The 22,161-nt window shown below is 67.8% G+C and carries 23 protein-coding genes; 16 read left to right on the top strand and 7 right to left on the bottom strand.

The window, feature by feature from the left end; all coding sequences use genetic code 11:
- Positions 1-5 precede the first annotated feature (5 nt).
- The 3 genes from HCU76_RS20955 to HCU76_RS20945 are packed head-to-tail and all read left to right on the top strand — an operon-like array spanning position 6 to position 2,520.
- Complete coding sequence (locus HCU76_RS20955; protein WP_213954176.1) at positions 6-683, top strand: response regulator; 678 nt, start codon at positions 6-8, stop codon at positions 681-683.
- Positions 680-2,086 carry a sensor histidine kinase gene (locus tag HCU76_RS20950; protein WP_213954175.1) on the top strand — a complete coding sequence of 469 codons (1,407 nt, stop codon included), beginning with the start codon at positions 680-682 and terminating at the stop codon, positions 2,084-2,086. The genes HCU76_RS20955 and HCU76_RS20950 overlap by 4 nt, the downstream gene beginning before the upstream one ends.
- The gene (locus HCU76_RS20945) at positions 2,086-2,520 is read left to right on the top strand and encodes an RNA-binding S4 domain-containing protein (RefSeq protein ID WP_213954174.1); all 435 of its coding nucleotides are present in this window, start codon (positions 2,086-2,088) and stop codon (positions 2,518-2,520) included. The genes HCU76_RS20950 and HCU76_RS20945 overlap by 1 nt, the downstream gene beginning before the upstream one ends.
- 67 nt (positions 2,521-2,587) lie before the next feature.
- Here HCU76_RS20945 and HCU76_RS20940 read toward each other — a convergent pair whose 3' ends face one another.
- Positions 2,588-2,944 carry a DOPA 4,5-dioxygenase family protein gene (locus HCU76_RS20940; protein WP_213954173.1) on the bottom strand — a complete coding sequence of 119 codons (357 nt, stop codon included), beginning with the start codon at positions 2,942-2,944 and terminating at the stop codon, positions 2,588-2,590.
- Positions 2,945-2,989: 45 nt separating this feature from the next.
- On the opposite strand from HCU76_RS20940, the gene HCU76_RS20935 reads away from it, so the two are divergent.
- Positions 2,990-3,412: a hypothetical protein gene (locus HCU76_RS20935; RefSeq protein WP_213954172.1), complete on the top strand. Its 423-nt coding sequence runs from the start codon at positions 2,990-2,992 to the stop codon at positions 3,410-3,412.
- A 13-nt stretch (positions 3,413-3,425) separates the two neighbouring features.
- Here the strand turns inward: HCU76_RS20935 and HCU76_RS20930 are convergent, their stop codons facing one another.
- Together HCU76_RS20930 and HCU76_RS20925 are read right to left on the bottom strand one after the other, a co-directional pair.
- The gene (locus HCU76_RS20930) at positions 3,426-4,766 is read right to left on the bottom strand and encodes an MFS transporter (RefSeq protein WP_213954171.1); all 1,341 of its coding nucleotides are present in this window, start codon (positions 4,764-4,766) and stop codon (positions 3,426-3,428) included.
- Positions 4,767-4,822: 56 nt separating this feature from the next.
- The gene (locus tag HCU76_RS20925; protein WP_218510543.1) at positions 4,823-6,028 is read right to left on the bottom strand and encodes a M20 aminoacylase family protein; all 1,206 of its coding nucleotides are present in this window, start codon (positions 6,026-6,028) and stop codon (positions 4,823-4,825) included.
- A gap of 387 nt (positions 6,029-6,415) precedes the next feature.
- Here HCU76_RS20925 and HCU76_RS20920 point away from each other — a divergent pair, with 387 nt between their 5' ends.
- From HCU76_RS20920 to HCU76_RS20910, 3 genes are read left to right on the top strand one after another with little or no spacing between them, the layout of a single operon-like run.
- Complete coding sequence (locus HCU76_RS20920) at positions 6,416-7,108, top strand: GntR family transcriptional regulator (RefSeq protein WP_218510542.1); 693 nt, start codon at positions 6,416-6,418, stop codon at positions 7,106-7,108.
- Positions 7,109-7,149: 41 nt separating this feature from the next.
- Complete coding sequence (locus HCU76_RS20915) at positions 7,150-8,124, top strand: tripartite tricarboxylate transporter substrate binding protein (RefSeq protein WP_218510541.1); 975 nt, start codon at positions 7,150-7,152, stop codon at positions 8,122-8,124.
- A 12-nt stretch (positions 8,125-8,136) separates the two neighbouring features.
- Complete coding sequence (locus tag HCU76_RS20910) at positions 8,137-9,528, top strand: MmgE/PrpD family protein (protein ID WP_218510540.1); 1,392 nt, start codon at positions 8,137-8,139, stop codon at positions 9,526-9,528.
- A 14-nt stretch (positions 9,529-9,542) separates the two neighbouring features.
- Here HCU76_RS20910 and HCU76_RS20905 read toward each other — a convergent pair whose 3' ends face one another.
- Positions 9,543-9,704, bottom strand: coding sequence for a hypothetical protein (locus tag HCU76_RS20905; RefSeq protein ID WP_218510539.1), 162 nt, complete (start codon positions 9,702-9,704; stop codon positions 9,543-9,545).
- A gap of 57 nt (positions 9,705-9,761) precedes the next feature.
- On the opposite strand from HCU76_RS20905, the gene HCU76_RS20900 reads away from it, so the two are divergent.
- The 8 genes from HCU76_RS20900 to panC all read left to right on the top strand — a co-directional run bounded on the left by HCU76_RS20900 (position 9,762) and on the right by panC (position 17,594).
- Entirely contained in the window at positions 9,762-10,526 is a 765-nt protein-coding gene (locus HCU76_RS20900) for an ABC transporter substrate-binding protein (RefSeq protein ID WP_218510604.1), read from the top strand.
- A gap of 33 nt (positions 10,527-10,559) precedes the next feature.
- Entirely contained in the window at positions 10,560-11,537 is a 978-nt protein-coding gene (locus HCU76_RS20895; protein WP_218510538.1) for a tripartite tricarboxylate transporter substrate binding protein, read from the top strand.
- 20 nt (positions 11,538-11,557) lie between these two features.
- Entirely contained in the window at positions 11,558-12,625 is a 1,068-nt protein-coding gene (locus tag HCU76_RS20890; RefSeq protein ID WP_218510537.1) for an Ldh family oxidoreductase, read from the top strand.
- A gap of 54 nt (positions 12,626-12,679) precedes the next feature.
- Positions 12,680-13,645 (top strand): MBL fold metallo-hydrolase, encoded by a 966-nt coding sequence (locus HCU76_RS20885; RefSeq protein WP_218510536.1) that lies wholly within the window; start codon positions 12,680-12,682, stop codon positions 13,643-13,645.
- A 136-nt stretch (positions 13,646-13,781) separates the two neighbouring features.
- Positions 13,782-15,368 carry an L-aspartate oxidase gene (gene nadB, locus HCU76_RS20880; protein ID WP_218510535.1) on the top strand — a complete coding sequence of 529 codons (1,587 nt, stop codon included), beginning with the start codon at positions 13,782-13,784 and terminating at the stop codon, positions 15,366-15,368.
- Positions 15,369-15,422: 54 nt separating this feature from the next.
- On the top strand, positions 15,423-15,824 hold the full coding sequence (gene panD, locus HCU76_RS20875) for an aspartate 1-decarboxylase (RefSeq protein WP_218510534.1): 402 nt from the start codon (positions 15,423-15,425) through the stop codon (positions 15,822-15,824).
- Between the two features lie 24 nt (positions 15,825-15,848).
- Positions 15,849-16,733, top strand: coding sequence for a 3-methyl-2-oxobutanoate hydroxymethyltransferase (panB, locus tag HCU76_RS20870; protein ID WP_218510533.1), 885 nt, complete (start codon positions 15,849-15,851; stop codon positions 16,731-16,733).
- Between the two features lie 30 nt (positions 16,734-16,763).
- A complete protein-coding gene (gene panC, locus HCU76_RS20865) occupies positions 16,764-17,594 on the top strand; it encodes a pantoate--beta-alanine ligase (RefSeq protein ID WP_218510532.1) in 831 nt (276 codons plus the stop codon).
- Between the two features lie 16 nt (positions 17,595-17,610).
- Here panC and nadA read toward each other — a convergent pair whose 3' ends face one another.
- Both nadA and nadC read right to left on the bottom strand, forming a co-directional pair.
- Positions 17,611-18,738 (bottom strand): quinolinate synthase NadA, encoded by a 1,128-nt coding sequence (gene nadA / locus HCU76_RS20860; RefSeq protein ID WP_218510531.1) that lies wholly within the window; start codon positions 18,736-18,738, stop codon positions 17,611-17,613.
- A 3-nt stretch (positions 18,739-18,741) separates the two neighbouring features.
- Positions 18,742-19,617 (bottom strand): carboxylating nicotinate-nucleotide diphosphorylase, encoded by an 876-nt coding sequence (gene nadC / locus HCU76_RS20855; RefSeq protein WP_213954154.1) that lies wholly within the window; start codon positions 19,615-19,617, stop codon positions 18,742-18,744.
- A 348-nt stretch (positions 19,618-19,965) separates the two neighbouring features.
- Between nadC and ggt the strand changes: the two genes are divergently transcribed.
- Positions 19,966-21,585, top strand: a complete 1,620-nt coding sequence (gene ggt / locus HCU76_RS20850; RefSeq protein ID WP_218510603.1) for a gamma-glutamyltransferase — start codon at positions 19,966-19,968, stop codon at positions 21,583-21,585.
- Between the two features lie 112 nt (positions 21,586-21,697).
- Here ggt and aroQ read toward each other — a convergent pair whose 3' ends face one another.
- Positions 21,698-22,150, bottom strand: coding sequence for a type II 3-dehydroquinate dehydratase (gene aroQ, locus HCU76_RS20845; RefSeq protein ID WP_218510530.1), 453 nt, complete (start codon positions 22,148-22,150; stop codon positions 21,698-21,700).
- Positions 22,151-22,161: the final 11 nt, after the last annotated feature.

The following is a 22,161-nucleotide window of genomic DNA, read 5'->3' as shown; positions in this document are numbered from 1 at the left end:
GCTGAATGAAACTCCTGCTGGTCGAGGATGACCCATCGATGCAGGCCACGCTGCAGCGCGCGCTGGCGCGGCGCCGCATTGACGTGCGCCTCTGCGGGGACGGCGCGCTGGCGGTGGCGCAGTGGCGCGAACTGGAGCCCGACGTGGTCGCGCTCGACCTCAGCCTGCCCAACCTCGACGGCCTGCAGGTGCTGGCCCAGGCGCGCGCCGCGGGCCTGCGCACTCCCGTGCTGCTGCTGACCGCGCGCGGCACCGTGGGCGACCGCATCATGGGCCTCAACGCGGGCGCCGACGACTACCTGCCCAAGCCCTTCGACCTGGACGAACTGGAGGCGCGGCTGCGCGCACTGCGGCGCCGCCACCATGGCATGGGCGCCGACCCGGAGCGACCGCAACAGGTGGGCGCGCTGCGCTTCGAGGCCGATAGCGGCGCCATCTACCACCGCGGCGAGGTGATGGAACTCACCCCGCGCGAACTGGCCCTGCTCACCGCGCTGATGGCCAGGCCCGGCCATGCCGTGACGAAGGAACGGCTGTTCGAACTGGTGTTCCCCGGCGAGACCGAGGTGCAGTACGAGGCCATCGAAGTCGTGGTCTACCGTCTGCGCAAGAAGCTCGCCGGCACCGGCACTGCGTTGATGACCTTGCGCGGCCTCGGCTACCTCCTGCGCGAGGAAGGATGAAGCCGGCCGCCTCGCTGCGCCGCACGCTGCTGATCGGCATCCTCGCGCCGATCGGCGTGTTCGTCGTCATCAACTCGGTCAGCCTCTACCGCCAGAGCCTGGCCGCTGCGACGCTGGCCTACGACCGCACCCTGCTGGCGTCGGCCAAGACCATCGGCGAGCAACTCGACGTGGAGGGCTATGACGAGCAGGCCGAGCTGCGTGCCAAGGTGCCCTACTCCGCGCTCGAAGCCTTCGAGGCCGACAACCAGAGCCGCATCTTCTACCGGGTGTCGCATCTGTCGGGCGCGATGGTGTCAGGCTTCGACGACCTGCCGTTCTGGCACGGCCAGATACCGCTGCGCCCGGCCTATGCGGCGCTCGTCGATTTCTACGACGCCACCGTCCACGACGAGCCCGTGCGCGTGGCCGTGCTGCTGCAGCCGGTGGCGAGCGAGCGCGGCCGGGGCATGGCCGTGGTGCAGGTGGCCGAGACGCTGGAACTGCGCCAGACGCTGGCGCGGCGCATCCTGCTCGACACGCTCTGGCGGCAACTGTTGCTGATGGCAGTGATTGCCGCGGTGGTGGTGCTGGTGGTGCAGCGCGCGACGCGCCCGGTGCGCCGGCTCAGCGCCGAGCTGGCCGAGCGCGCGGAAAGCGACCTGTCGCCCATCGATGCGCCCGATGCGCCGCGCGAACTGCGTCCCCTGGTCGATGCCACCAACGAGGTCATGGGTCGCCTGCAGCGGCTGCTGGATCACCAGAAGCGCTTCGTGCGCGACAGCGCGCATCAACTGCGCACGCCGCTGGCGGTGCTGAAGGCGCAGGTGCAATCGGCGCGCCGGGGCGACATGCCGCCCGACGAGGCGCTGCGCGAGATCAACGAAACGGTCGAGCGCGCGACCGCGCTGGCCAACCAGATGCTGTCGCTGGCCAAGGTCGAGCAGTTGCGCCAGCAACCGGAATCGACCCGCGTCGACTGGGCGGACATGGCGCGCGAGGTGGCGCTGGACGTGTCGCCGCTGATCGCCGACAAGGCGCTGGATTTCGAGTTCGAGGAAGCACCATCGCCGGTGCGCGCGCACCGCTGGATGCTGCAGGAACTCACGCGCAACCTGCTGCACAACGCGATCAAGCACAGTCCGCCCGGCGGGCGGCTGCTGGTCGCGCTGCGGCCCGAGGACGAGGGCGTCTGCCTGCGGGTGCAGGATGTGGGCCCGGGCATCTCGGCGGAGTTGCGGCAGCGCCTGTTCGCGCCCTTTGCCGCGGGTGACGTGACGCGCGGCTCCGGCCTCGGGCTGGCGATCTGCCGCGAGATCGTGCTGGCGCTGGGCGGGCGGATTTCACTCGACAACCGGGAAATCGACGGGCGAGTCGTCGGATTGACGGCAATGGTCTGGCTTCCGCTGGACAATCCATCCTGATGGAACGACTCCGCATCGACAAATGGCTCTGGGCCGCGCGCTTCTACAAGACGCGCTCGCTGGCCGCGGACGAGATCGGCAAGCACCGCGTGCAGGTCAATGGCGACATTGCCAAGGCCTCGCGCGAGGTGAAGGTCGGCGACCTGGTCACGCTGCGGCAGGGGCCGGTGACGCGGGTGGTGAGCGTGCTCGGGCTCAGCGGCCAGCGCGGCCCCGCGCCGGTCGCGCAGAAGCTCTACGAGGAAACGCCGGAGAGCCTCGCCGCCCAGGCCGCGGCGCGCGAGTTGCGGCGCATGGGAACGGAGCCCGCGCACAGCCTCGAGCAAGGGCGGCCGACCAAGCGTGACCGGCGGCTGCTGGACGATGCCAAGGGCGGAGGCTGGGGTACGCGCTGGAGTGCGAGCATCGACGACGACAAGGACGGCGAGGAGTAACCGGCGAGGTGCCGAGCCGGTACATGCACGGCGGCGATCGGGAGGCGCAACGGCCAGGCCGGGTGATTCAGTTCGAAAAAATCGCCAGGTTCAACACGTAGGACTTGCCCAGCCACATCGCGCGATCCCGATGGTCGCGAAGATCATCACCAGTGTTCGGATGAACGAACACGTCCAGCGCGCCGTGGTTGAGCGCGAGCCAGCCGATCACCAGGGAAAAGTCGGCCGCGGGGATGGCCAACTGGTAGCTCCACATCGGATGCGGGCCCACCGGCTTTTCGTGGAACCGTCCCATCTCCATGCGTCCGGCCAGTTCCTTCTCGATGGTCTCGCGTAGCGTCCAGCCGGCGTCCCGCGTCGATGCATCGAAGTACACATGGGCATGCCAGCTTTCGATGGTGGCCGAGGGGTTCAGTGGATTCATGAACGCGGAGTCTAGGCTCACAATGCCCTTGCAGAAAGGATCGCCATGACCTCGAACCCTTGGAAGCGCCGCCTGCTCCTCTTTGTCCAGCGCTTCTGGCAGCCTACCAGCGCCTGCATGACCTGCATGCCGGGAAGCCTCGGCAACATCCTGAGCATCCCGCACTGGGCGACCGCGCTGCAGACGGGGCTGGTCACCGGGGTCCTCGCCGTGCTGCTGACCTTCACGCCGGCAGGCCGGCTCTATGCCAACCGCTACGGCACCGCACTGATGGTGGGCCTGCTGACGATGGTCGGCGACAGCTTCGCGCACGAGAGCCACTACGGCGCCTTCCACCTCGAAGCCGTGGTGACGGGGATCGTCTCGGGGCTGCTTTCCTTGGCGGGTTCCTATGTATTCGAGGATCGGGCGAGGCGCCTGCGGGCGATATGGGCGCGAGTGACGGGCCGCACTGCCGGCCGGGTGTAGCGGCCGGGCGCCCTCACCTTCCCAAGGTCCTGCTGCGCGTTTCCGGCAAGGCCAGCATCGCCAGCACCGTGATGATGCTGGTACCCGTCACATACCAGGCCGGCGCCGCAGGATTGCCGGTAGTGCCGATCAGCCAGGTGATGATGAACTGCGTGGTGCCACCGAACAGCGACACGCCCACCGCGTAGGCGATCGACATGCCCAGCGCTCGAAGGTGGTTGGGCAGGAGTTCGGGAACGATCACGAGCGAGGCCGCGCCGCTGATCGCCGTCATGCCGCCCAGCAGCGTGGTCACGAGCAGCAGGTTCATGAAGCTGGTGTGTTCGATCAGCAGCATGAATGCCGGGTAGGTCAGGAGTGCCAGCGCCACGCGCGGGATCACCATGATCCATCGGCGGCCGTAGCGGTCGGCCAGCCAGCCGCCGATCAGCGAGAAGACGAAGGTCGCCAGCCCGAAGACAACGGTCGCGGTCATGCCGATCACGGGCGACAGTTTCAGCGTCGAGATCGCATAGGTCGTCATGTAGTTGCCCACATAGGTCGACACGGTCCCACCCATCACCACCAGGATGCCGAGCAGGAGGAGCTTCGTATAGCTGCCCAGGCCTTCACGCTTCGCACCGCCGGTCGTTTCAACCGCGCCATGCTCCAGCGTCTCCGGCATGCGGCGGCGCAGGTAGATGGCGATCGGTATCAGCAGCAGGCCCAGCACGAAGGGCACGCGCCAGCCCCAGGCCAGCATCTGCTCCGGCGACAGCCCGATCGTCAGCACCACGCCGATGGTCCCCGCCACCAGCGCGGCCAGACCCTGGCTGGCGAGTTGCCAACTGCCATACAGGCCGCGCTGTCCCTGGGGTGCGATCTCGATGAGGAAGGCCGTCGAGGGCCCGACCTCGCCGCCGAGCGCGAGCCCCTGCACCAGTCGGCACAGCACCACGATGATCGGCGCCGCCATGCCGATGCTGGCGTATGACGGCGTCAGTGCCAGGCCCAGCGTGCCCACCGTGATGAGCGCAATCGTCAACAGCATGGCGGGCTTGCGGCCGGCGCGGTCGGCGAAGGCGCCGATCAGCACGCCGCCGATCGGCCGCGTGACGAAGCCGACGCCGAACACCGCCACCGACAAGAGCAGGCTCATGAGTGGCGTGGACGCCGGGAAGAAGGTCTTGCCGATGTAGACGGCGAAGAAGGCATAGGTGGTGAAGTCGTAGAACTCCATCGCGTTTCCGGCCACGGTGGCGGCCACGATGCTGCGCGTGACACGCTCGGTGGGCGGAGCGGCGCCGCCGCTGTACACGTCCGTGGCGGCGTGCCGGAGCGCGGCTGTGCGCAAGTCATGGGGAGTGGTGCTCATGTTTCCCTCTTTTCTGTTGCAGTGGATCTGGGCCTTCGCGGCCCAAGGTTGATCGATCAGGCGGCCAGCGGCGCATCGCTGAGGTAGCGCTCGGCCAGGCGAGTCCAGTAGGCCGCGCCGATCACGACGTTGTCGTCGTTGAAGTCGTAGCTGGGGTTGTGCACCATGCAGGCGCCGGCGCTGTCGCCGTCGCCATTGCCGATCAGCAGGTAGCAGCCGGGACGCTTCTCGAGCATGAAGGCGAAATCCTCGCTGCCGGTGAGTGCGGCGCCTTGCGGCGTGACGTGCTCGGCCCCCACCAGTTCGATGCCGACGCGACGCGCGAACTCGGTTTCGGCTGGCGTATTGACCAGCGCCGAATAGCCGCGCTGGTAGTCCACTTCCGCCGTGACGCCGAAGCTTTGCGCCTGCGCGTGGGCGAGTTCGGTGATGCGTTTCTGCAGCAGGTCGCGCACGTCCTGTTCCAGCGCACGCACGCTCAGGGCCAGCCGCGCGCTCTGAGGGATCACGTTGTTGGCGATGCCCGACTGCAGCATGCCCACCGTGACCACGGCCGTCTGCTGCGGATCGACGTTGCGCGACACGACGGTCTGCAAGGCCATCACCAGGCTGGCCGCGGCCACCAGCGGATCGGCCGCGCGGTGCGGCATCGCGGCATGGCCGCCGCGACCGTTCAGCGTGATGAAGACCTTGTCCGACGAAGCCATCATCGGCCCGTCGCGGAACACCAGCTTGCCCTGCGGATGCCCCGGCATGTTGTGCATGGCAAAGATCGCGTCGCAGGGGTACTTCTCGAACAGGCCGTCGTCCATCATGCGCATGGCGCCGCTCTCGCGCGTGCCGTATTCCTCGGCCGGCTGGAAGATCAGGTTCAGCGTGCCGGAGAACTGCCCCCGCTCCGCCAGCGACCTGGCCGCGCCGAGCAGCATGGCGGTGTGGCCGTCGTGGCCGCATGCATGCATCACGCCGGCATTGCGGCTGGCGTACTTGAGGCCGGTCTCTTCCTTGATCGGCAGCGCGTCCATGTCGGCGCGCAGCCCGATCGAGCGCTTGCCGCTGCCGCGTCGCAACTGCCCGACCAGGCCGGTGCCGCCGAGGCCGCGCTCGACGCTGTAGCCCCATTCGCGCAGGCGCTCGGCGACCAGGTCGCTGGTGCGCTGCTCCTTGAAGGAAAGCTCGGGGTGATGGTGGATGTCGCGGCGGATGGCGATGAATTCATCGGCATGGGGCCGCAGTGCTTGCAGCGTGGCTTCAGTGCTCATGGGTTCCATCCTTCGGAGGGGACTTGTGTGCTGCGGGACAGCACACCGATGGCAGGGATCTTCGGCGCGTGAACTGTGCAAGAGCCTAGCCACTTCCCGCAGCGCTTTCAATGCGCGCAGACCCCGAAGCACCGCGATGGCACGAGATCCACCTGACCAATCTGTCAGCTTCGCTCGTGCAGGGCCCGGACCGCGTGAGGCAATGAAACGTGGCCAAGCGGCGAGCCTGCCAGCGCCTGGGTACTTTCACCGATGTGGAGGCCCTGTTCCCGCCTTCGTATGTCGTATACGATATTCGAACTCATCAGGGATGAGCGGCCATGCCCGGCCCGGCGCCTGCGGGAATCTGGCAGCGCCATCCCGACCCGAGTGCGAAGGATCTTCCTCATGATGCCCTGGCTCTCCGCTCCGGCGGCCGACCACCTTTCCACGTTGCGCGACATCCCGCTGGCCAAGCTGGTGCGCGACGACATGCTGGCCATGATCCTGCGCGGCGAACTGCAACCGGGCCAGCGCATCAACGAGCCCGATGTCGCGTCGCGCCTGGGCATCTCCCGCGTGCCTGTGCGCGAAGCCCTGCGTGAACTCGAAAGCACCGGCCTGGTGGTCGCGCGCAAGCATGCCGGCGTGTTCGTGCGCGAACCGGACGCCGAGGAAGTGCGCGAGCTGTACGAGATGCGCGGGCTGCTCGACGGCTATGCCGGCCGGCGCGTGGCGTGCCTCGCGACCGCCGCGCGCATCGCGCTGGCCGATGTGCTGGATGCCTCGATCGTCCGCATGAACGACGCCTTCGCGGCGCACGACGTACAGCGCTACTACCGCGAGAACCTGCACTTCCACTGGACCATCGTCGATGCGGCCGGCAACCACGCGCTGGCCGCCACCTACCAGGGCATCGTGCAGAAGCTGCACCTGTCTCGCCTGAAGAATCTCTCGCAAGACACCGGCATGCGAGCCTCGATCGCTGACCACACGAAGATCGCGCGCGCCTTGCGCAAGGGCGACATGGCGCGCTGCGAGGACCTGATGGCACGCCACGTGGGCGACGCCTACGACCGCCTGCAGCGCACGAGGCGTTGAACTCCGGCACAGCCGCATTCATCGAGCCAAGGAGACAGTCCATGCAACGCCGCGCCTTCAGTCTCGCGCTTCCCTCGGTCGCCTTGCTCGGGCTTCATGGATTGGCCCGGGCACAGTCTTTCCCGGCCAGGCCCATCCGCTACATCGTGCCGGTCTCGGCAGGCGGCGGCAGCGACATGGTGGGCCGCACGGTGACCGAGCGCTGGGGCAAGTTGCTGAACCAGGCCTTCGTGGTGGACAACCAGGGCGGCGGCGGGGGCGTGATCGCATCGCAAGCCACGGCGCGCGCGCCGGCCGATGGCTACACGCTCATGCAGGGTTACGTCGCCACGCACGGAACCAGCCCGGCCACGCGCAAGCTGCCCTACGACGCGGTCAAGGACTTCACGCCGATCGGCATGATCGGCGGCACACCCAACGTGCTCGTCATCAACGTGGACGTGCCGGCGAAGGACTTCACGCAGTTCATCGCGCATGCCAAGGCCAATCCCGGCAAGCTCAGCTACGGCTCGGCTGGCCAGGGCTCGCTCACGCACCTGACGATGGAACTGTTCAAGGCGCAGACCGGCCTGGAGATGACGCACGTGCCCTACCGCGGCATCGCGCCGGCCTTCACCGACCTGCTCGGCGGGCAGACGCAGGCGATGTTCCCCGGCCTGGCCGCGGCCATGCAATACATCAAGTCGGGGCGCGTGCGCGCCATCGCCGTCACCGGCAAGACGCGCCACCCGCAGATACCGGAGGTGCCGACGCTGGAAGAACTTGGCCTGGCCGGCTTCGACGCCATGCAGTGGTATGGCGTGGTTGGCCCGGCGGGCATTCCGCCGGACGTGGTGCAGCGACTCAACGAGACGCTCAACGCCGTGCTCCAGGCGCCCGACATGGGCGAGAAGCTGTCGATCGAGGCGATCCAGCCGATGCCGATGTCGTCGCAGGAGTTTGGCGACTACATCCGTGCCGACGTCGCGCGCTGGACGCAGCTCGCCCGTGAAAAGAACATCCAACTCGATAACTAGGCACCCACCCCGATGGCTCGCAATACCCAGGTCGCGGCAGACCACGACGCCCCGCCCATCACCCGCATCCTGGCCGAGTTCGTGGCAGGCCATCCATCGCGCGGCTGGAGCGATGCAGTGGACCACGAGGCGCATCGCACTTTCCTCAACTGGCTGGGCTGCGCGGTGGGCGCCGCGCGGCACGAGGCCGTCGAGGCTGCTTTGGCGGCGGTGCGGGAGCTTCAGCCCGCGCCGCAAGCCACCGTGCTCGGCCGCGCGGACAAGGCCGACATGGCCAGCGCGGCGATGCTCAACGGCATCAGCTCGCACACCTTCGACTTCGACGACACGCACCTCAAGACCATCATCCACCCGGCAGGTCCGGTGGCCTCGGCGCTGCTGGCGTTGGCCGAGCACATCGGTTCGAGCGGACGCGAGGTGCTCGACGCGCTGGTGCTGGGCATCGACGTGGCCTGCCGCCTGGGCAACACCGTCTACCCGGACCACTACGACCGCGGCTGGCACATCACCGGCACCACCGGCATGCTCGGCGCGGCCGCCGGTTGCGCGCGCCTGCTCGGCCTCAATGCGGAGCGCACGGCCATGGCGCTCGGCATCGCGGCGTCGCAACCGATCGGCCTGCGCGAACAGTTCGGCACCATGACCAAGCCCTTCCACCCCGGCGGCGCAGCGCGTGCCGGCCTGATGGCCGCGTTGATGGCCAGGCATGGCTACACCGCGAGTCCGCGGGCGCTCGAGGCGCCGCGCGGCTGGGCGCAGGTCGTGTCGACGAAGCACGCGTGGAACGAAGTCACCGACGCGTTGGGCCAGCGCTTCGAGATCTCCTTCAACAGCTACAAGCCCTTTGCCTGCGGCATCGTGATCCATCCGAGCATCGATGCCTGCGTGCAGCTGCGTGAGCGCGGCATCGCGCCGGACTCGGTCGAGCGCATCGAACTCAAGGTGCACTCGCTGGTGCTCGAACTGACGGGCAAGAAGGAGCCTGCCGATGGCTTGCAAGGCAAGTTCAGCGTCTACCACGGGTGCGCGGCCGGGCTGATCTTCGGCCGTGCGGCGGAGGAGGAGTTCGCCGACGACATCGTGTCGCGTGCCGACGTGGTGGCGCTGCGCCGCAAGGTGGTGGCCACGGTGGACGACAGCATCGGCGAGGCGAGCGCGGACGTGACGGCGGTGCTTGCCGACGGGCGGCGGGAGCATGTGTTCGTGGAACACGCGATCGGCTCCTTGCAACGTCCGATGAGCGATGGGGACCTGGAGCGCAAGTTCCATGGCTTGTCGGATGCAGTGCTGGGTGCTCGACAGTGCGACGGCCTGTTGAAGGCTTGCTGGTCGCTGGGCGAAGCGCCGGATGTGCGCGGCTTGTGCAGTCTGGCTCGGCCGCAGGGCGATGGAAGCGTGGAATGAAATTGCTGCAAGGTTCACGACGTCTGCTGCCGGTCGAGGCTCTTCAGCTCGGGCGCGATCACGCCGACGGCGTACTCTGCTCCGCGAATGTCCCCCGGCCTGCGGCCTCCTCCTTTATTTCGCTGCGCAGAGCACACCATCGACGTGATCTGGATGCGCAGTTGTTGATCGATCAACGCAACACGTTCGGATTCGCGGGCACACGCCGCACGTTCTGCGCTTCAGCCGCGCTCATGCTGGTCGGGTGCGCAGCCACGCGACGTGACCCGCGGGCGGGCGCCATCGCCGAACTCGGCAGCACGGGCACGCTGCGCGCGGCCATCAACTTCGGCAATCCGATCCTCGCCAGCCGAGGTGCGGACGGCGCGCCGCGTGGCGTGTCGGTGGACCTCGCGCGCGAGGCGGCGCGACGGCTCGGGCTGGCTGTCGAACTGATCCCCTTCAGCTCGGCCGGCAGCGTCGTCGATGCGGTCAAGACGCGCACGGTCGACCTCGCTTTCGTCGCCATCGACCCGGTCCGCGCGGCCGACATGGAGTACACCGCGCCCTACGTGATCATCGAGGGCGCCTACCTCGTGCGCAACGACTCCCCGCTGCGGCGCAACGAGGACGTGGACCGCGCCGGCACACGCATCGCCGTGGGCCGCGGCAGTGCGTACGACCTGTTCCTCACGCGCGAGATCAAGTCGGCGACGCTGGTGCGCGCTGCGACCTCGCCTGCCGTCACCGACCTTTTCCTATCGCAGAACCTGGAGGTTGCCGCTGGCGTCAAGCAACAGCTGGAAGCGGACGCCAAGCGCGTCGGCGACGTGCGCTTGCTGCCGGGTCGCTTCATGGTGATCGAGCAGGCCATCGGCGTGCCCAAGGGCCGCACCGCCGCGCAGGCATGGCTCGGCGGCTTCATCGAGGAGATGAAGGCTTCCGGCTTTGTCGCGGCCTCGCTGCAGCGGCATGGCATCGAAGGCGCCGCGGTGGCGCCGACGCGTACCGCAACCTGAACCGCCCCCTCCACCTCTTGCCGGGATGCCCTCATGACCTGTTCGCGACGCGTGGCGATGGCCGCATTGGCCGCCAGCTTCACACTGCCACTTCGCGCTCTGGCACAGGGCGCATGGCCGACCCGGCCGATCCGGCTGGTCATTCCGCTTGCACCGGGCAGCGCCGTCGACAACGCGGCCCGCGTCGTGATGCAGAAGATGTCGGAAGGGCTCGGCCAGGCCTTCGTGATCGAGAACATCCCCGGCTCGGCCGGACTCATCGGCGCCGAGAAGGTGGCGCGCGCCGCGCCGGACGGCTACACGCTGGGCGGCTTCAACGACAGCGTGCTGACCATGGTGCCCAACATGCAGTCGCACATGACATGGAACGCACTCACCGACTTCGAGCCGGTGTCGCTGGTCGGCACGGTGGAATGGGGCCTGGTCGTGAAAGCCGACGCGCCCTGGCGCTCGCTCGCGGACTTCATCGCGGCGGCCAAGGCTGCGCCCGGCAAGCTGAGCTATGGCTCGGGCGGCAACGGCAGCCCGCAGCACATCGGCATGGCGCTGCTGTGCGGCCAGGTCGGCATCGACCTGCTGCATGTGCCTTACAAGGGCGCGACGCCCGCCGCGATCGCGGCCGCGGCGGGCGAAGTCGATGTGTGCATGCAGGGACTGGGCACGGTGGTCTCGCTGCTGCAGGCGGGCAGGCTGCGCCTGCTGGCGGTGTCCTCGGCCACGCGGCAGCCGCAGTTTCCGGACGTGCCGACCTTTGCAGAAGCCGGCACGCCGGGCTTCACCTTCAACTCCTGGTTTGCGCTGGTGGCCCCTGCGGGAACGCCTAAGGAAATCGTGGCTCGCCTCAATGCCGAGATCGCCAGGGTGCTGGCTGATCCGGCGATGAAGGAGAGGCTGTCGTCCATCGGCGTGACGCCGCGCGGCATGCCTGCGGTGGAGTTCGGGGAGGCCCTCAAGACGCAGTACGCGCTCTACCGCAAGCTGATCACGGACCGCGGGATCAAACCCGAATGAAAGGCCCCGGCGAGACCATCATGAATACCTTTCGCGTTTCACAAGTCGCGCTGCAGCGCTTCATCGAGGCGGTCTTCGTCAACGAGGGCTTGCCGCCGGCCGATGCCGCCACGGTGGCAGGCCTCATGGCCGAGGCCGACCTGCAAGGCAGCGACGGGCACGGCGTGATCCGGCTGCTGCCCTATCTCAAGCGGCTGCGCGCGGGCGGCATCAACAAGCATCCGGACATCCGGGTCGTGCATGAACGCGCGGCGATGGCAGTGGTCGATGGCGACAACGGAATGGGGCACCTGGTCGTCACGCGGGCGGTGGACATCGCCATCGAGAAGGCGCGCAGCGCCGGCGTGGCCTGGGTGGGCACGCGCTTCAGCAACCATGCGGGGCCCGCCTCGCTGTATGCGCGCCGGCCGCTGCAGCACGACATGCTCGGGCTCTACTTCGCCGTCGGCAATGCCAACCACCTGCCGCCTTGGGGCGGCACCGAGGCGCTGCTGTCGACCAACCCGATCGCAGCCGGCATCCCGGCCGGCGACGAGCCGCCCGTGGTGCTGGACATGGCGACGACGGTGGCCGCGTACGGCAAGGTCAAGGCGCTGGCCAAGCGCGGCGAGCAGATGCCGCCGGGCTGGATGGTGGACCGGCAGGGCGAACCGCTGCTCGACCCGGCGCGCTCGAACGAAGGCTTCCTGCTGCCGATCGGCGGCTACAAGGGCTATGGGCTCGCGCTCATCGTCGGCCTGCTGGCCGGCACGCTGGGCGGCGCGGCGATGGGCCGTGACGTCATCGACTTCAACGCCGACCATGTCTCCGTCACGAACACCGGGCAGGCGATCCTGGTCATCGACCTGGCGGCCTTCGGCGACCCTGCCGTGTTCAAGCAGGCGGTCGACACGCTGGTGCGCGACATCCGCGGCAGCGAGCGCATGGCGCACGTCGAGCGCATCTGGCTGCCAGGCGAACAGAGCTTCGACAAGCGCCGCAGGCATGCGCAGGAGGGCACCCCGCTTGCGCCGGCGCTGCTCGACGAACTCGACGCACTGGCCGCGGACATTGGTATCGCGCCGCTCGCGCGGCTTGCGCCGGCCTGACCCTCCCCTTGTCCACCCCCTCCCCCGCACACCAACCAAGAGGACTTTCTTTCCATGAATCGTTCGATCAAGTTCACCGCCGCAGCCGCCCTTCTCGCTGCGCTGGCCCTTCCGGCCCTGGCACAGAACGTCAAGGTGACGCCGCTGGGCGGCATCGACGGCGAGTTCTGCCCGCAGGACCGCGCCCTCGTCTTCGAGGACCCGAACGGCACGCGCATCCTCTACGACCCGGGCCGCACGGTGGCCGGCGCAAACGATCCGCGCCTGGGCAAGATCGACATCATCCTGGTCAGCCACATGCATGGCGACCACGTCGGCAATGCCCACAACAAGGAGCCGAACTCGGGCACCTGCGCGAGCCCTGACCTGTCGGTCTCGGCCCTGCCGAACACCCTCGCCGTGGAGATTGCGCTCGCCAAGAAGTCGAAGATCGTCACCGGGAGCGAGATGCCGCCCTTCTTCGCGGCCAAGCTCAAGGCCAATGGCGGCGATCCGGCCAACGCGATGCTGGCTCGCTTCGGCGGCAGCGTGGTGGTGGGCGGCGTGCGCATCGCGACGGTGCTGGCGCTGCACAGCAACGGCGTGGACCCGGACTTCATCGGCGGTGACCTGGGCAAGGCCATGAAGGACGCGGGCATCGCCGGCAACGTCGGCTCCGCGACGGGCTATGTGCTCACATTCAGCAACGGCCTCGTGGCCTACCTCTCCGGCGACACCGGCATCCTGGCCGACCAGGAACGGGTGGTGCGCGATCTCTACCACGCGAAGCTCGCCGTCATGAACATCGGCGACGGCTTCACCACCGGCCCGGCCGAGGCGGCCTACGTGATGAACGAATTGGTCAAGCCCGCCTCCGTCATCGTCTCGCATGCGAACGAAGTGGGCACCGTGGGCGGCAAGGTGCGCCCGGGGAGCAAGACGGAGGCCTTCCTGAAGGCGGCGAAGATGCCGGCCTATGTGCCGCTGTCAGGCAAGACGCTGGTGTTCGATGGCGACGGGAAGGCCGTGGCGACAAACTGAACGCTGAGGAAGGCGGCGCCACCCCGCCGGGGCCGCGGTACTGCGGAGTTCCAAATACACGAAGGCGTAACTCTGAAGTCCGTTATCGTTCGCCCCTCTCGACGGCATGTGGTCCGTCGCCGGATTGGGTTGAACCTTGGCGCTTCTCGACTTCGACGTTCTCATCATTGGCAGCGGACTTTCTGGCCTTAGCGCCGCGGTTCATCTGGCCCGCACGCACCGTGTGGCCGTCATCACCAAGCGTGCCCTCGGCGACGGCGCGAGCCAATGGGCACAGGGCGGCATTGCCGCAGTGCTGGCTCAAAGCGACAGCATCGATTCGCATGTGCAGGACACGCTGGTCGCAGGCGCGGGCCTGTGCGACCTCGCGGCCACGCGCTTCGTCGTGGAACACGCGCCCGAGGCCATCGCCTGGCTGCAGACGCTCGGCGTCCCGTTCACCGAGGAGAACGGGTTGCTGCACCTCACGCGCGAAGGCGGCCACAGCGAGCGTCGCATCGTTCATGTGACCGACGCCACCGGCGCGGCGGTGCAGCGCTGCCTCATCGATGTGGTGCGGCACACGCCCAACATCACGCTCTTCGAAGGCCACATGCTCGTCGACCTCATCACGGGCGCCAGGCTCGGGCTTGCCGATGCGGGATGCATGGGCGTCCATGCGCTGGACGTGGCTGCCGGCGAAGTCCTGACCTTTCGGGCGCCACACACCATCCTCGCCACGGGCGGCGCCGGCAAGGTCTATCTCTACACGACCAACCCGGACACGGCCACGGGCGACGGCATCGCCGCCGCGTGGCGCGCCGGCTGCCGCGTGTCGAACATGGAATTCATCCAGTTCCATCCCACCTGCCTGCACCACCCGTTCGCGAAGTCCTTCCTCATCAGCGAAGCGGTGCGCGGCGAGGGCGGGCAACTCAAGCTGCCTGCTTCGGCGGGCGGTGCGCGCTTCATGCCCGAACACGACGAGCGGGCTGAACTCGCGCCGCGCGACGTGGTCGCGCGCGCCATCGATTTCGAGATGAAGAAGCACGGGCTCGACTGCGTGCACCTCGACATCTCGCACCAGAGCCCGGCCTTCCTGGAGGCGCACTTCCCCAACATCCTGGCGCGCTGCGCGACGCTCGGCATCGACATCACGCGCGAACCGATTCCCGTGGTGCCAGCGGCCCACTACACCTGCGGCGGCGTGGTGGTGGATCTGGCCGGACACACCGACGTGCCTGGCCTCTACGCCATCGGCGAAACCGCCTGCACCGGCCTGCATGGCGCCAACCGCCTGGCCAGCAACTCGCTGGTCGAGTGCATGGTGTTCGCACGCGCGGCTGCGCAGGCCATCGCCACCGAGCCGCCACGCGCCCTGCCTGACCTGCCGACCTGGGACCACAGCCGCGTCACCGATGCCGACGAGGTCGTCGTCATCTCGCACAACTGGGACGAGTTGCGCCGCTTCATGTGGGACTACGTGGGCATCGTGCGCACCAACAAGCGACTGGAGCGTGCGGCGCATCGCATCGCCCTGCTGTCGCGGGAGATCGACGAGTTCTACGGCAACTTCCGCATCACGCCCGACCTGCTCGAACTGCGCAACCTGGTGCAGGTGGCGGACCTCATCGTGCGCTGCGCGCTTGCGCGGCACGAAAGCCGCGGGCTGCACTTCAGCCGCGACTATCCAGGGCTAGCCGATGTCGCCGAGCCGACCGTGCTGCTGCCCGACGAGCGCTGACCCCCGCCTCCCTTCCGTCCACTTTCCAATCCTTGAAGAAAAGGCTGCCACGCCATGTTCCGCACACTCCTGAAATCCAAGATCCACCGTGTCGCCGTGACCGACTGCGAGTTGCACTACGAAGGCTCCTGCGCCATCGACGAAGACTTGCTGGATGCCGCCAACCTCTCCGAGAACGAGCAGGTGTACATCTGGAACATCAACAACGGCGAGCGCTTCGTGACCTATGCGATCCGGGGCGAGCGAGGCACGGGGATCATCTCGGTCAACGGCTCCGCCGCGCGCAAGGCCTCGGTGGGCGACCTGATCATCATTGCCGCCTTCGGCCTCGTGCCGGAGGACCAGGTGGGCTCGCACAGGCCGAAGCTGGTGTTCGTCGATGGGGCCAACCGCATCCAGGAGCAGCGCGGCCATGTCCCCGTGCAGGCGGCATCCCATGACACGGTCCCGGCCTGAACACCACGCCCAGTGCATCCGCGCATGTCGATTGCCATCACCCCCGAAGGGACCCGTCCCGACGCCACCCTTCCGCCCCCATCGCCACCTTCGCCGCGCAAGCCCCTGAGCCTGCCGCGCCTGGCAGACATGCACGCACGCGGCGAGAAGATCACGATGCTCACCGCCTACGACGCCACCTTCGCTGCGATGGCAGATGCAGCGGGCGTCGAATGCCTGCTCGTCGGCGATTCGCTCGGCATGGTGTGCCAGGGCCTGCACAGCACCGTGGGTGTCACGCTCGACACCATGCGCTACCACACGGAATGCGTCGCGCGCGGCCTGCACCGTGTGCAGGGAACGGCGTGGCTCATTGCGGACCTGCCCTTCGGCAGCTACCAGGAATCGCGCGAGCAGGCGCTGCGCAGCGCGACCGTCCTGATGCAGGCGGGCGCGCACATGGTGAAGCTCGAGGGCGGCGGATGGACGGCAGAGACGATCCGGTTCCTCGCGGAGCGCGGCATCCCGGTCTGCGCGCACCTCGGACTCACGCCCCAGACGGTGCATGCACTGGGCGGCTACCGCGTCCAGGGCAGGAGCGAGGAGGCAGCAGCGCAACTGCGCCTGCATGCGCTCGAACTGCAGGACGCCGGCGCGGCCATGCTGGTGCTGGAAATGGTGCCCGCTGCGCTGGCCGGAGCACTCACGCTAGAGCTGTCCCGCTGCGCCACCATCGGCATCGGTGCCGGCAAGGCCACGGCCGGACAGGTGCTTGTGTTGCACGACATGCTCGGCATCCACCTCGGCAAGCCGCCGAAGTTCGTGCGCAATTTCATGGCCGAAAGCGGCGGCATCGCGCAGGCACTGCAGGCCTACGTGCGCGCCGTGAAGGACCGCAGCTTTCCCGATGACCGGCTGCACGCCTGGTAAGCATCCCCCTCCTTGAGACACCCGCAACCCATGCATATCGCAAGAACCATCGAAGACCTGCGCGACCGCCTCGGCGCCTTTCGTCACCCAGCCTTCGTGCCCACGATGGGCAACCTTCATGACGGCCACCTGGACCTGGTGCAGCAAGCCAGGCCGCTGGGCGACGTCACTGTGGCCAGCATCTTCGTCAACCGCCTGCAGTTCCTGCCGCACGAGGACTTCGATACCTATCCGCGCACCTGGAACAGCGATTGCGACAAGCTGCGCGCAGCCGGCTGCGACCTGCTGTTCGCGCCCGACGAAAAGGCCCTCTACCCGGAGCCGCAAGCCTGCAAGGTGCATCCCGATCCCGCGCTGGGCGACATCCTGGAAGGCCACTTCCGGCCCGGTTTCTTCGTGGGTGTCTGCACGGTGGTGATGAAGCTCTTCTCCTGCGTGCAGCCGCGCGTGGCGATGTTCGGCAAGAAGGACTACCAGCAGCTCATGGTGATCCGCCACATGGTTCGGCAGTTCGCGCTGCCCATCGAGGTTGTCGGTGTCGAGACGCGACGTGCGGCGGGCGGCCTTGCGCTGTCCTCGCGCAATGGCTACCTCAGCGATGCCGAGCGTGCCGAAGCCGTCGAGCTTTCAAAGGCATTGCAGGCCATGGCCGAGGCAGTGCGCACCGGAGAGCGGGACTTCAGCGCCATCGAAACCCGCGCCATCGCTTCGTTGCAAGAACGCGGCTGGCAACCCGACTACATGGCGCTGCGCCGGCGCGCCGACCTGCAGGCGGCTGCGCCGGGAGAACCGCTGGTGGCCCTCGCCGCAGCGCGGCTGGGCGCGACGCGCCTCATCGACAACCTCGAGATCGACACCTGAGGCCCGGGACGGGCGATCAGGCCGCGCCGATCCCGGCGATCAGGCCGCCGGCCGGCAGCCCCTTCTTGAGGCCTGCGGTGAACGCCAGCATGCGGTCGATCGGTACGCGCGCACGCAGCCCCAGTGCGGCATCGACCTGCACTTCGCCCATGCCCGTCTCGAGCACGCGCGCCACGTCGGCCAGGCCGTTCATCGCCATCCAGGGGCAATGCGCGCAGCTCTTGCAGGTGGCGCCGTTGCCGGAAGTGGGCGCCTCGATGAAGGTCTTGCCGGGATTGAGCGTGCGCAGCTTGTGCAGCATGCCGGTGTCGGTCGCGACGATGAATTCCTTCGCATCCATCCGCCGCGCGGCATTCAGGATCGCGGAGGTCGAGCCGACCGCGTCCGCCAGCGCGATCACGTCGGCCGGCGATTCGGGATGCACGAGCACGCGGGCCGCGGGGTGGTCCTTCATGAGCAGTTCGAGTTCGAGCGCCTTGAACTCGTCGTGCACGATGCACGCGCCCTGCCAGCTCAGCATGTCCGCACCCGTTTCGCGGCGGATGTAGTCGCCCAGGTGGCGGTCGGGCGCCCAGAGGATCTTGCAGCCCTGCGCGTGCAATGCGCGCACCACGTCCAGCGCACAGCTCGACGTGACCAGCCAGTCGGCCCGCGCCTTCACGGCGGCGCTGGTGTTGGCATACACGACCACGGTCCGGTCGGGGTGCGCATCGCAGAAGGCGCTGAACGCATCCGCGGGGCAGCCGAGGTCGAGCGAGCAGTTTGCATCGAGGTCGGGCATCAGCACGCGCTTGTCGGGCGACAGGATCTTGGCCGTCTCGCCCATGAAGCGCACGCCCGACACCACCAGCGTGCGTGCCGCGTGGTCGCGGCCAAAGCGCGCCATCTCGAGCGAGTCGCTGACGAGGCCGCCGGTTTCCTCCGCGAGGTCCTGCAGGTCCGGATGCACGTAGTAGTGCGACACCATCACCGCATCGCGTTCGCGCAGCAGGTGACGGATGCGTTCCTTCAATGCGAGGCGCTCGGACGGCGTTGGCTCCGCAGGCACGCGCGCCCAGGCGTGCCGCGTGCCGCAGGCGTCCGCACTCTCGGCGTTCAACGCAACGGGTTGTTCGTAGTCGACGTCGAAGACTGTTGAATCCATCGATCAGTCCTCCTTGAAGCGCATCGAGTAGTCGATCGCCTTCACATCCTTGGTGAGCGCACCGACCGAGATGCGGTCGACGCCCGTTTCCGCAAGTGTGCGAATGCCGGCCAGGGTCACTCCGCCGGAGATCTCGAGCACGGCACGCGCTTGCCCGGCCGCCTCGTTGCGACGGACGGCTTCGCGCAAGGTCGGCAGGTCCATGTTGTCGAGCAGCACCATGCGCGCACCGTGGGCCAGCGCCTCGTCGAGTTGCGCCAGGGTCTCGACCTCGATCTCGACGAAGCTGGCGCGCGCGGCGACCTGCGCGGCGGCGCGCAGGGCCTGCGCCACGCCGCCGGCGGCCACGATGTGGTTCTCCTTGATCAGGATCGCGTCGTAGAGGCCGATGCGGTGGTTCGTGCCGCCGCCGGTGCGCACGGCGTACTTCTGCGCCAGGCGCAGGCCGGGCAAGGTCTTGCGCGTGTCGACGATCCGCGCGCGCGTGCCCTGCACCGCATCGACATATCGCGCCGTGCACGTCGCCACGGCGCTGAGCAGTTGCAGGAAGTTGAGCGCCGTGCGCTCCGCGGTCAGCAGGCAGCGGGCGTCGCCCGAAATCGTCAGCACAGTCTTCTCGGCCGCGACATGCTGGCCCTCCACGCAATGCCAGGTCACTTGCGCCTGCGGGTCGAGTTGCCGCACCACCGCTTCGACCCACGGGGCGCCGCACAGCACGGCGGCCTCGCGCGTCACTACCTGCGCTGTCGCGCGCTTGCCGGCGGCCACCAGGCTGGCGGTCAGGTCACCATCGCCCGCGTCCTCGCTCAAGGCGCGCCGTGCATCGGCCATCGCAAGCTCGGTCACGCTGGCGATGGAGAAATCAAAGAGATCGGTCATGAATGAGTGCCGCGCGGAATGCGGCAAGCTGGCTTGGGGAGGTGGCCATTTTGACGCCTTGCAAAGTGCCCGGTACGTAGCTTTATCGGTCGCTTCCGTGCGCGCGCGTCGCAGCGATGGCGGCGCGTTCCATCTTGTTTCAAGTGCAACGTGCTACGCCAAACCTGCGTCACTACACTGGGGAAGGGCTGGTGGCGATCAGCCAGCCCGCCCTCCTTCCACCCCCAAGACAGTGAGACATCCTTGAAATTCCAGACCTTCCGGCTGTCGCTCCTCGTGAGCGCCGCCCTGCTTTCCAGCGTCGCCGTGCAGGCGGCATCCCAGGCGCCCGTCGCCGCCGAAAACGGCATGGTCGTGAGCGCGCAGCACCTGGCCACCAAGGTCGGCGTCGACGTGCTCAAGCGCGGCGGCAATGCCGTCGACGCGGCGGTTGCCGTGGGCTATGCGCTGGCGGTGGTTTATCCCGCAGCCGGCAACCTGGGCGGCGGCGGCTTCATGACCGTGCAGCTGGCCGACGGCCGCAAGACCTTCCTCGATTTCCGCGAGAAGGCCCCGCTGGGCGCCACGGCCAACATGTACCTCGACAAGGATGGCAATGTCGTCAAGGGACTGAGCACCAAGGGCCACCTCGCGGTCGGCGTGCCGGGCAGCGTCTCGGGCATGGAATACGCGCGCGAGAAGTACGGCACCATGAAGCGCGCCGCGCTGCTCGCCCCGTCCATCCAGCTGGCCGACAAGGGCTTCGTGCTCGAGCAGGGCGACATCGACCTGCTCAACACCTCGACGGCCGATTTCAAGGACGACGCAGCAACGGGCGCCATCTTCCTGAACAGGGGCGAGCCCTTCACGGCCGGCCAGAAGCTCGTGCAGAAGGACCTCGCGAAGACGTTGAAGACCATCAGCGCCAAGGGCACGGACGGCTTCTACAAGGGCTGGGTGGCCGATGCCATCGTGGCGTCGAGCAAGTCTGGCAAGGGCCTGATCACGCAGGCCGACCTCGACCAGTACAAGACCCGCGAAATGCCGCCCGTCGAGTGCGACTACCGTGGCTATCACGTCGTGTCGGCGCCCCCGCCCAGCTCGGGCGGCGTGATCATCTGCGAGATGCTCAACGTCCTCGAAGGCTATCCGCTCAAGGACCTGGGCTATCTCTCGGCGCAGGCCGTGCACTACCAGATCGAGGCCATGCGCCACGCCTACGTGGACCGCAACAGCTACCTGGGCGACCCGGACTTCGTGAAGAACCCGCTCGACCGCCTGCTCGACAAGGGCTATGCCGAGAAGCTCCGCGCCGCCATCGACCCGAAGAAGGCCGGTGTCTCCAAGGAGATCAAGCCGGGCGTCGCGCCGCATGAAGGCAGCAACACCACGCACTACTCCATCGCCGACAAGTGGGGCAACGCGGTGTCGGTGACCTACACGCTGAACGACTGGTTCGGCGCCAAGGTCACGGCGCCGAGCACCGGCGTGCTGCTCAACGACGAGATGGACGACTTCACCTCGAAGATCGGCGTGCCGAACCTGTACGGCCTGGTGCAGGGCGAGGCCAACGCCATCGCGCCCGGCAAGCGCCCGCTGAGTTCCATGAGTCCCACCATCGTCAGCAAGGACGGCAAGCCCGTCATGGTGGTCGGAACGCCGGGCGGCAGCCGCATCATCACGGCCGTGATGCTGACGATGATCAACGCCATCGACTACGGGATGAACGTGCAGGAGGCCGTCGACGCGCCCCGCTTCCACCAGCAATGGCTGCCCGACGTGACCAACGTCGAGACCTATGCGCTCAGCCCCGACACGCGCAAGCTGCTGGTCGACATGGGCCACAACCTCGGCGAGCCGCAACCGGCCAACCACCTCGCGGCGATCATCGTCGGCGCGCCGTCGCTCGGGGGCAAGCCGGTGGCGAACAACCGGTTCTACGGGGCAAACGATCCGCGCCGCAATACGGGGCTTGCGGCGGGGTATTGATCGCGCGCCGCGGCGCCGCGCGCATGGCCATGCCGATGAAAGGCAAGGCCATGCGCCCCACCCCCGGGGTCCCGGCACGGGATCGACTGTGTGGGCCTCAGTTCGCCGCAGGTCAGAGGGGAGCGGGCTGACTCCGCAGGTGCTCCGCCAGGAATGACATGCCGGCTTCGTATCCAAACGGTCCGAGTCCACAAATGACGCCCGTCGCGGCCAGCGAGACGTAGCTCTTGTGATACATCGGTTCGCGACGATGGATGTTCGTGATGTGCACCTCGACTATGGGTAGTTGCGACGCCTTCAGGGCATCGAGGATCGCCATCGATGTGAACGAGTAGGCCGCAGGATTGAAAACAATCCCCGCCATGGTCTTGCGCGCCTCGTGAATCCAGTCGACCAGTTGCCCCTCGTGGTTCGACTGTCTGAAGTCCACTTCGAGTCCGAGGCGCTTCCCGACTGCCTTGCACCGCTCCTCGACCTGCACGAGCGTCGTGTGACCGTAGATGTGGGGCTCGCGTTCGCCGAGCAGATTCAGGTTGGGGCCATTCAGAATCAATATCTTTGCCATGATTTCCCTGA

Source organism: Variovorax sp. dw_308, from assembly GCF_019207085.1.
In the GTDB taxonomy this organism is placed as follows: Bacteria; Pseudomonadota; Gammaproteobacteria; order Burkholderiales; family Burkholderiaceae_C; genus Variovorax.
The sequence above is the reverse complement of the archived record's forward strand: the minus strand, read 5'-3'. Positions and strand labels throughout refer to the sequence as shown.

Bases quoted from the DNA above. Each gene is read 5' to 3' on its own strand.
- HCU76_RS20955 (WP_213954176.1), top strand. From the start codon at position 6: ATGAAACTCCTGCTGGTCGAGGATGACCCATCGATGCAGGCCACGCTG.
- HCU76_RS20950 (WP_213954175.1), top strand. From the start codon at position 680: ATGAAGCCGGCCGCCTCGCTGCGCCGCACGCTGCTGATCGGCATCCTC.
- HCU76_RS20945 (WP_213954174.1), top strand. From the start codon at position 2,086: ATGGAACGACTCCGCATCGACAAATGGCTCTGGGCCGCGCGCTTCTAC.
- HCU76_RS20940 (WP_213954173.1), bottom strand. From the start codon at position 2,944: ATGAATCCACTGAACCCCTCGGCCACCATCGAAAGCTGGCATGCCCAT.
- HCU76_RS20935 (WP_213954172.1), top strand. From the start codon at position 2,990: ATGACCTCGAACCCTTGGAAGCGCCGCCTGCTCCTCTTTGTCCAGCGC.
- HCU76_RS20930 (WP_213954171.1), bottom strand. From the start codon at position 4,766: ATGAGCACCACTCCCCATGACTTGCGCACAGCCGCGCTCCGGCACGCC.
- HCU76_RS20925 (WP_218510543.1), bottom strand. From the start codon at position 6,028: ATGAGCACTGAAGCCACGCTGCAAGCACTGCGGCCCCATGCCGATGAA.
- HCU76_RS20920 (WP_218510542.1), top strand. From the start codon at position 6,416: ATGATGCCCTGGCTCTCCGCTCCGGCGGCCGACCACCTTTCCACGTTG.
- HCU76_RS20915 (WP_218510541.1), top strand. From the start codon at position 7,150: ATGCAACGCCGCGCCTTCAGTCTCGCGCTTCCCTCGGTCGCCTTGCTC.
- HCU76_RS20910 (WP_218510540.1), top strand. From the start codon at position 8,137: ATGGCTCGCAATACCCAGGTCGCGGCAGACCACGACGCCCCGCCCATC.
- HCU76_RS20900 (WP_218510604.1), top strand. From the start codon at position 9,762: ATGCTGGTCGGGTGCGCAGCCACGCGACGTGACCCGCGGGCGGGCGCC.
- HCU76_RS20895 (WP_218510538.1), top strand. From the start codon at position 10,560: ATGACCTGTTCGCGACGCGTGGCGATGGCCGCATTGGCCGCCAGCTTC.
- HCU76_RS20890 (WP_218510537.1), top strand. From the start codon at position 11,558: ATGAATACCTTTCGCGTTTCACAAGTCGCGCTGCAGCGCTTCATCGAG.
- HCU76_RS20885 (WP_218510536.1), top strand. From the start codon at position 12,680: ATGAATCGTTCGATCAAGTTCACCGCCGCAGCCGCCCTTCTCGCTGCG.
- panD (WP_218510534.1), top strand. From the start codon at position 15,423: ATGTTCCGCACACTCCTGAAATCCAAGATCCACCGTGTCGCCGTGACC.
- panB (WP_218510533.1), top strand. From the start codon at position 15,849: ATGTCGATTGCCATCACCCCCGAAGGGACCCGTCCCGACGCCACCCTT.
- panC (WP_218510532.1), top strand. From the start codon at position 16,764: ATGCATATCGCAAGAACCATCGAAGACCTGCGCGACCGCCTCGGCGCC.
- nadA (WP_218510531.1), bottom strand. From the start codon at position 18,738: ATGGATTCAACAGTCTTCGACGTCGACTACGAACAACCCGTTGCGTTG.
- nadC (WP_213954154.1), bottom strand. From the start codon at position 19,617: ATGACCGATCTCTTTGATTTCTCCATCGCCAGCGTGACCGAGCTTGCG.
- ggt (WP_218510603.1), top strand. From the start codon at position 19,966: ATGGTCGTGAGCGCGCAGCACCTGGCCACCAAGGTCGGCGTCGACGTG.
- aroQ (WP_218510530.1), bottom strand. From the start codon at position 22,150: ATGGCAAAGATATTGATTCTGAATGGCCCCAACCTGAATCTGCTCGGC.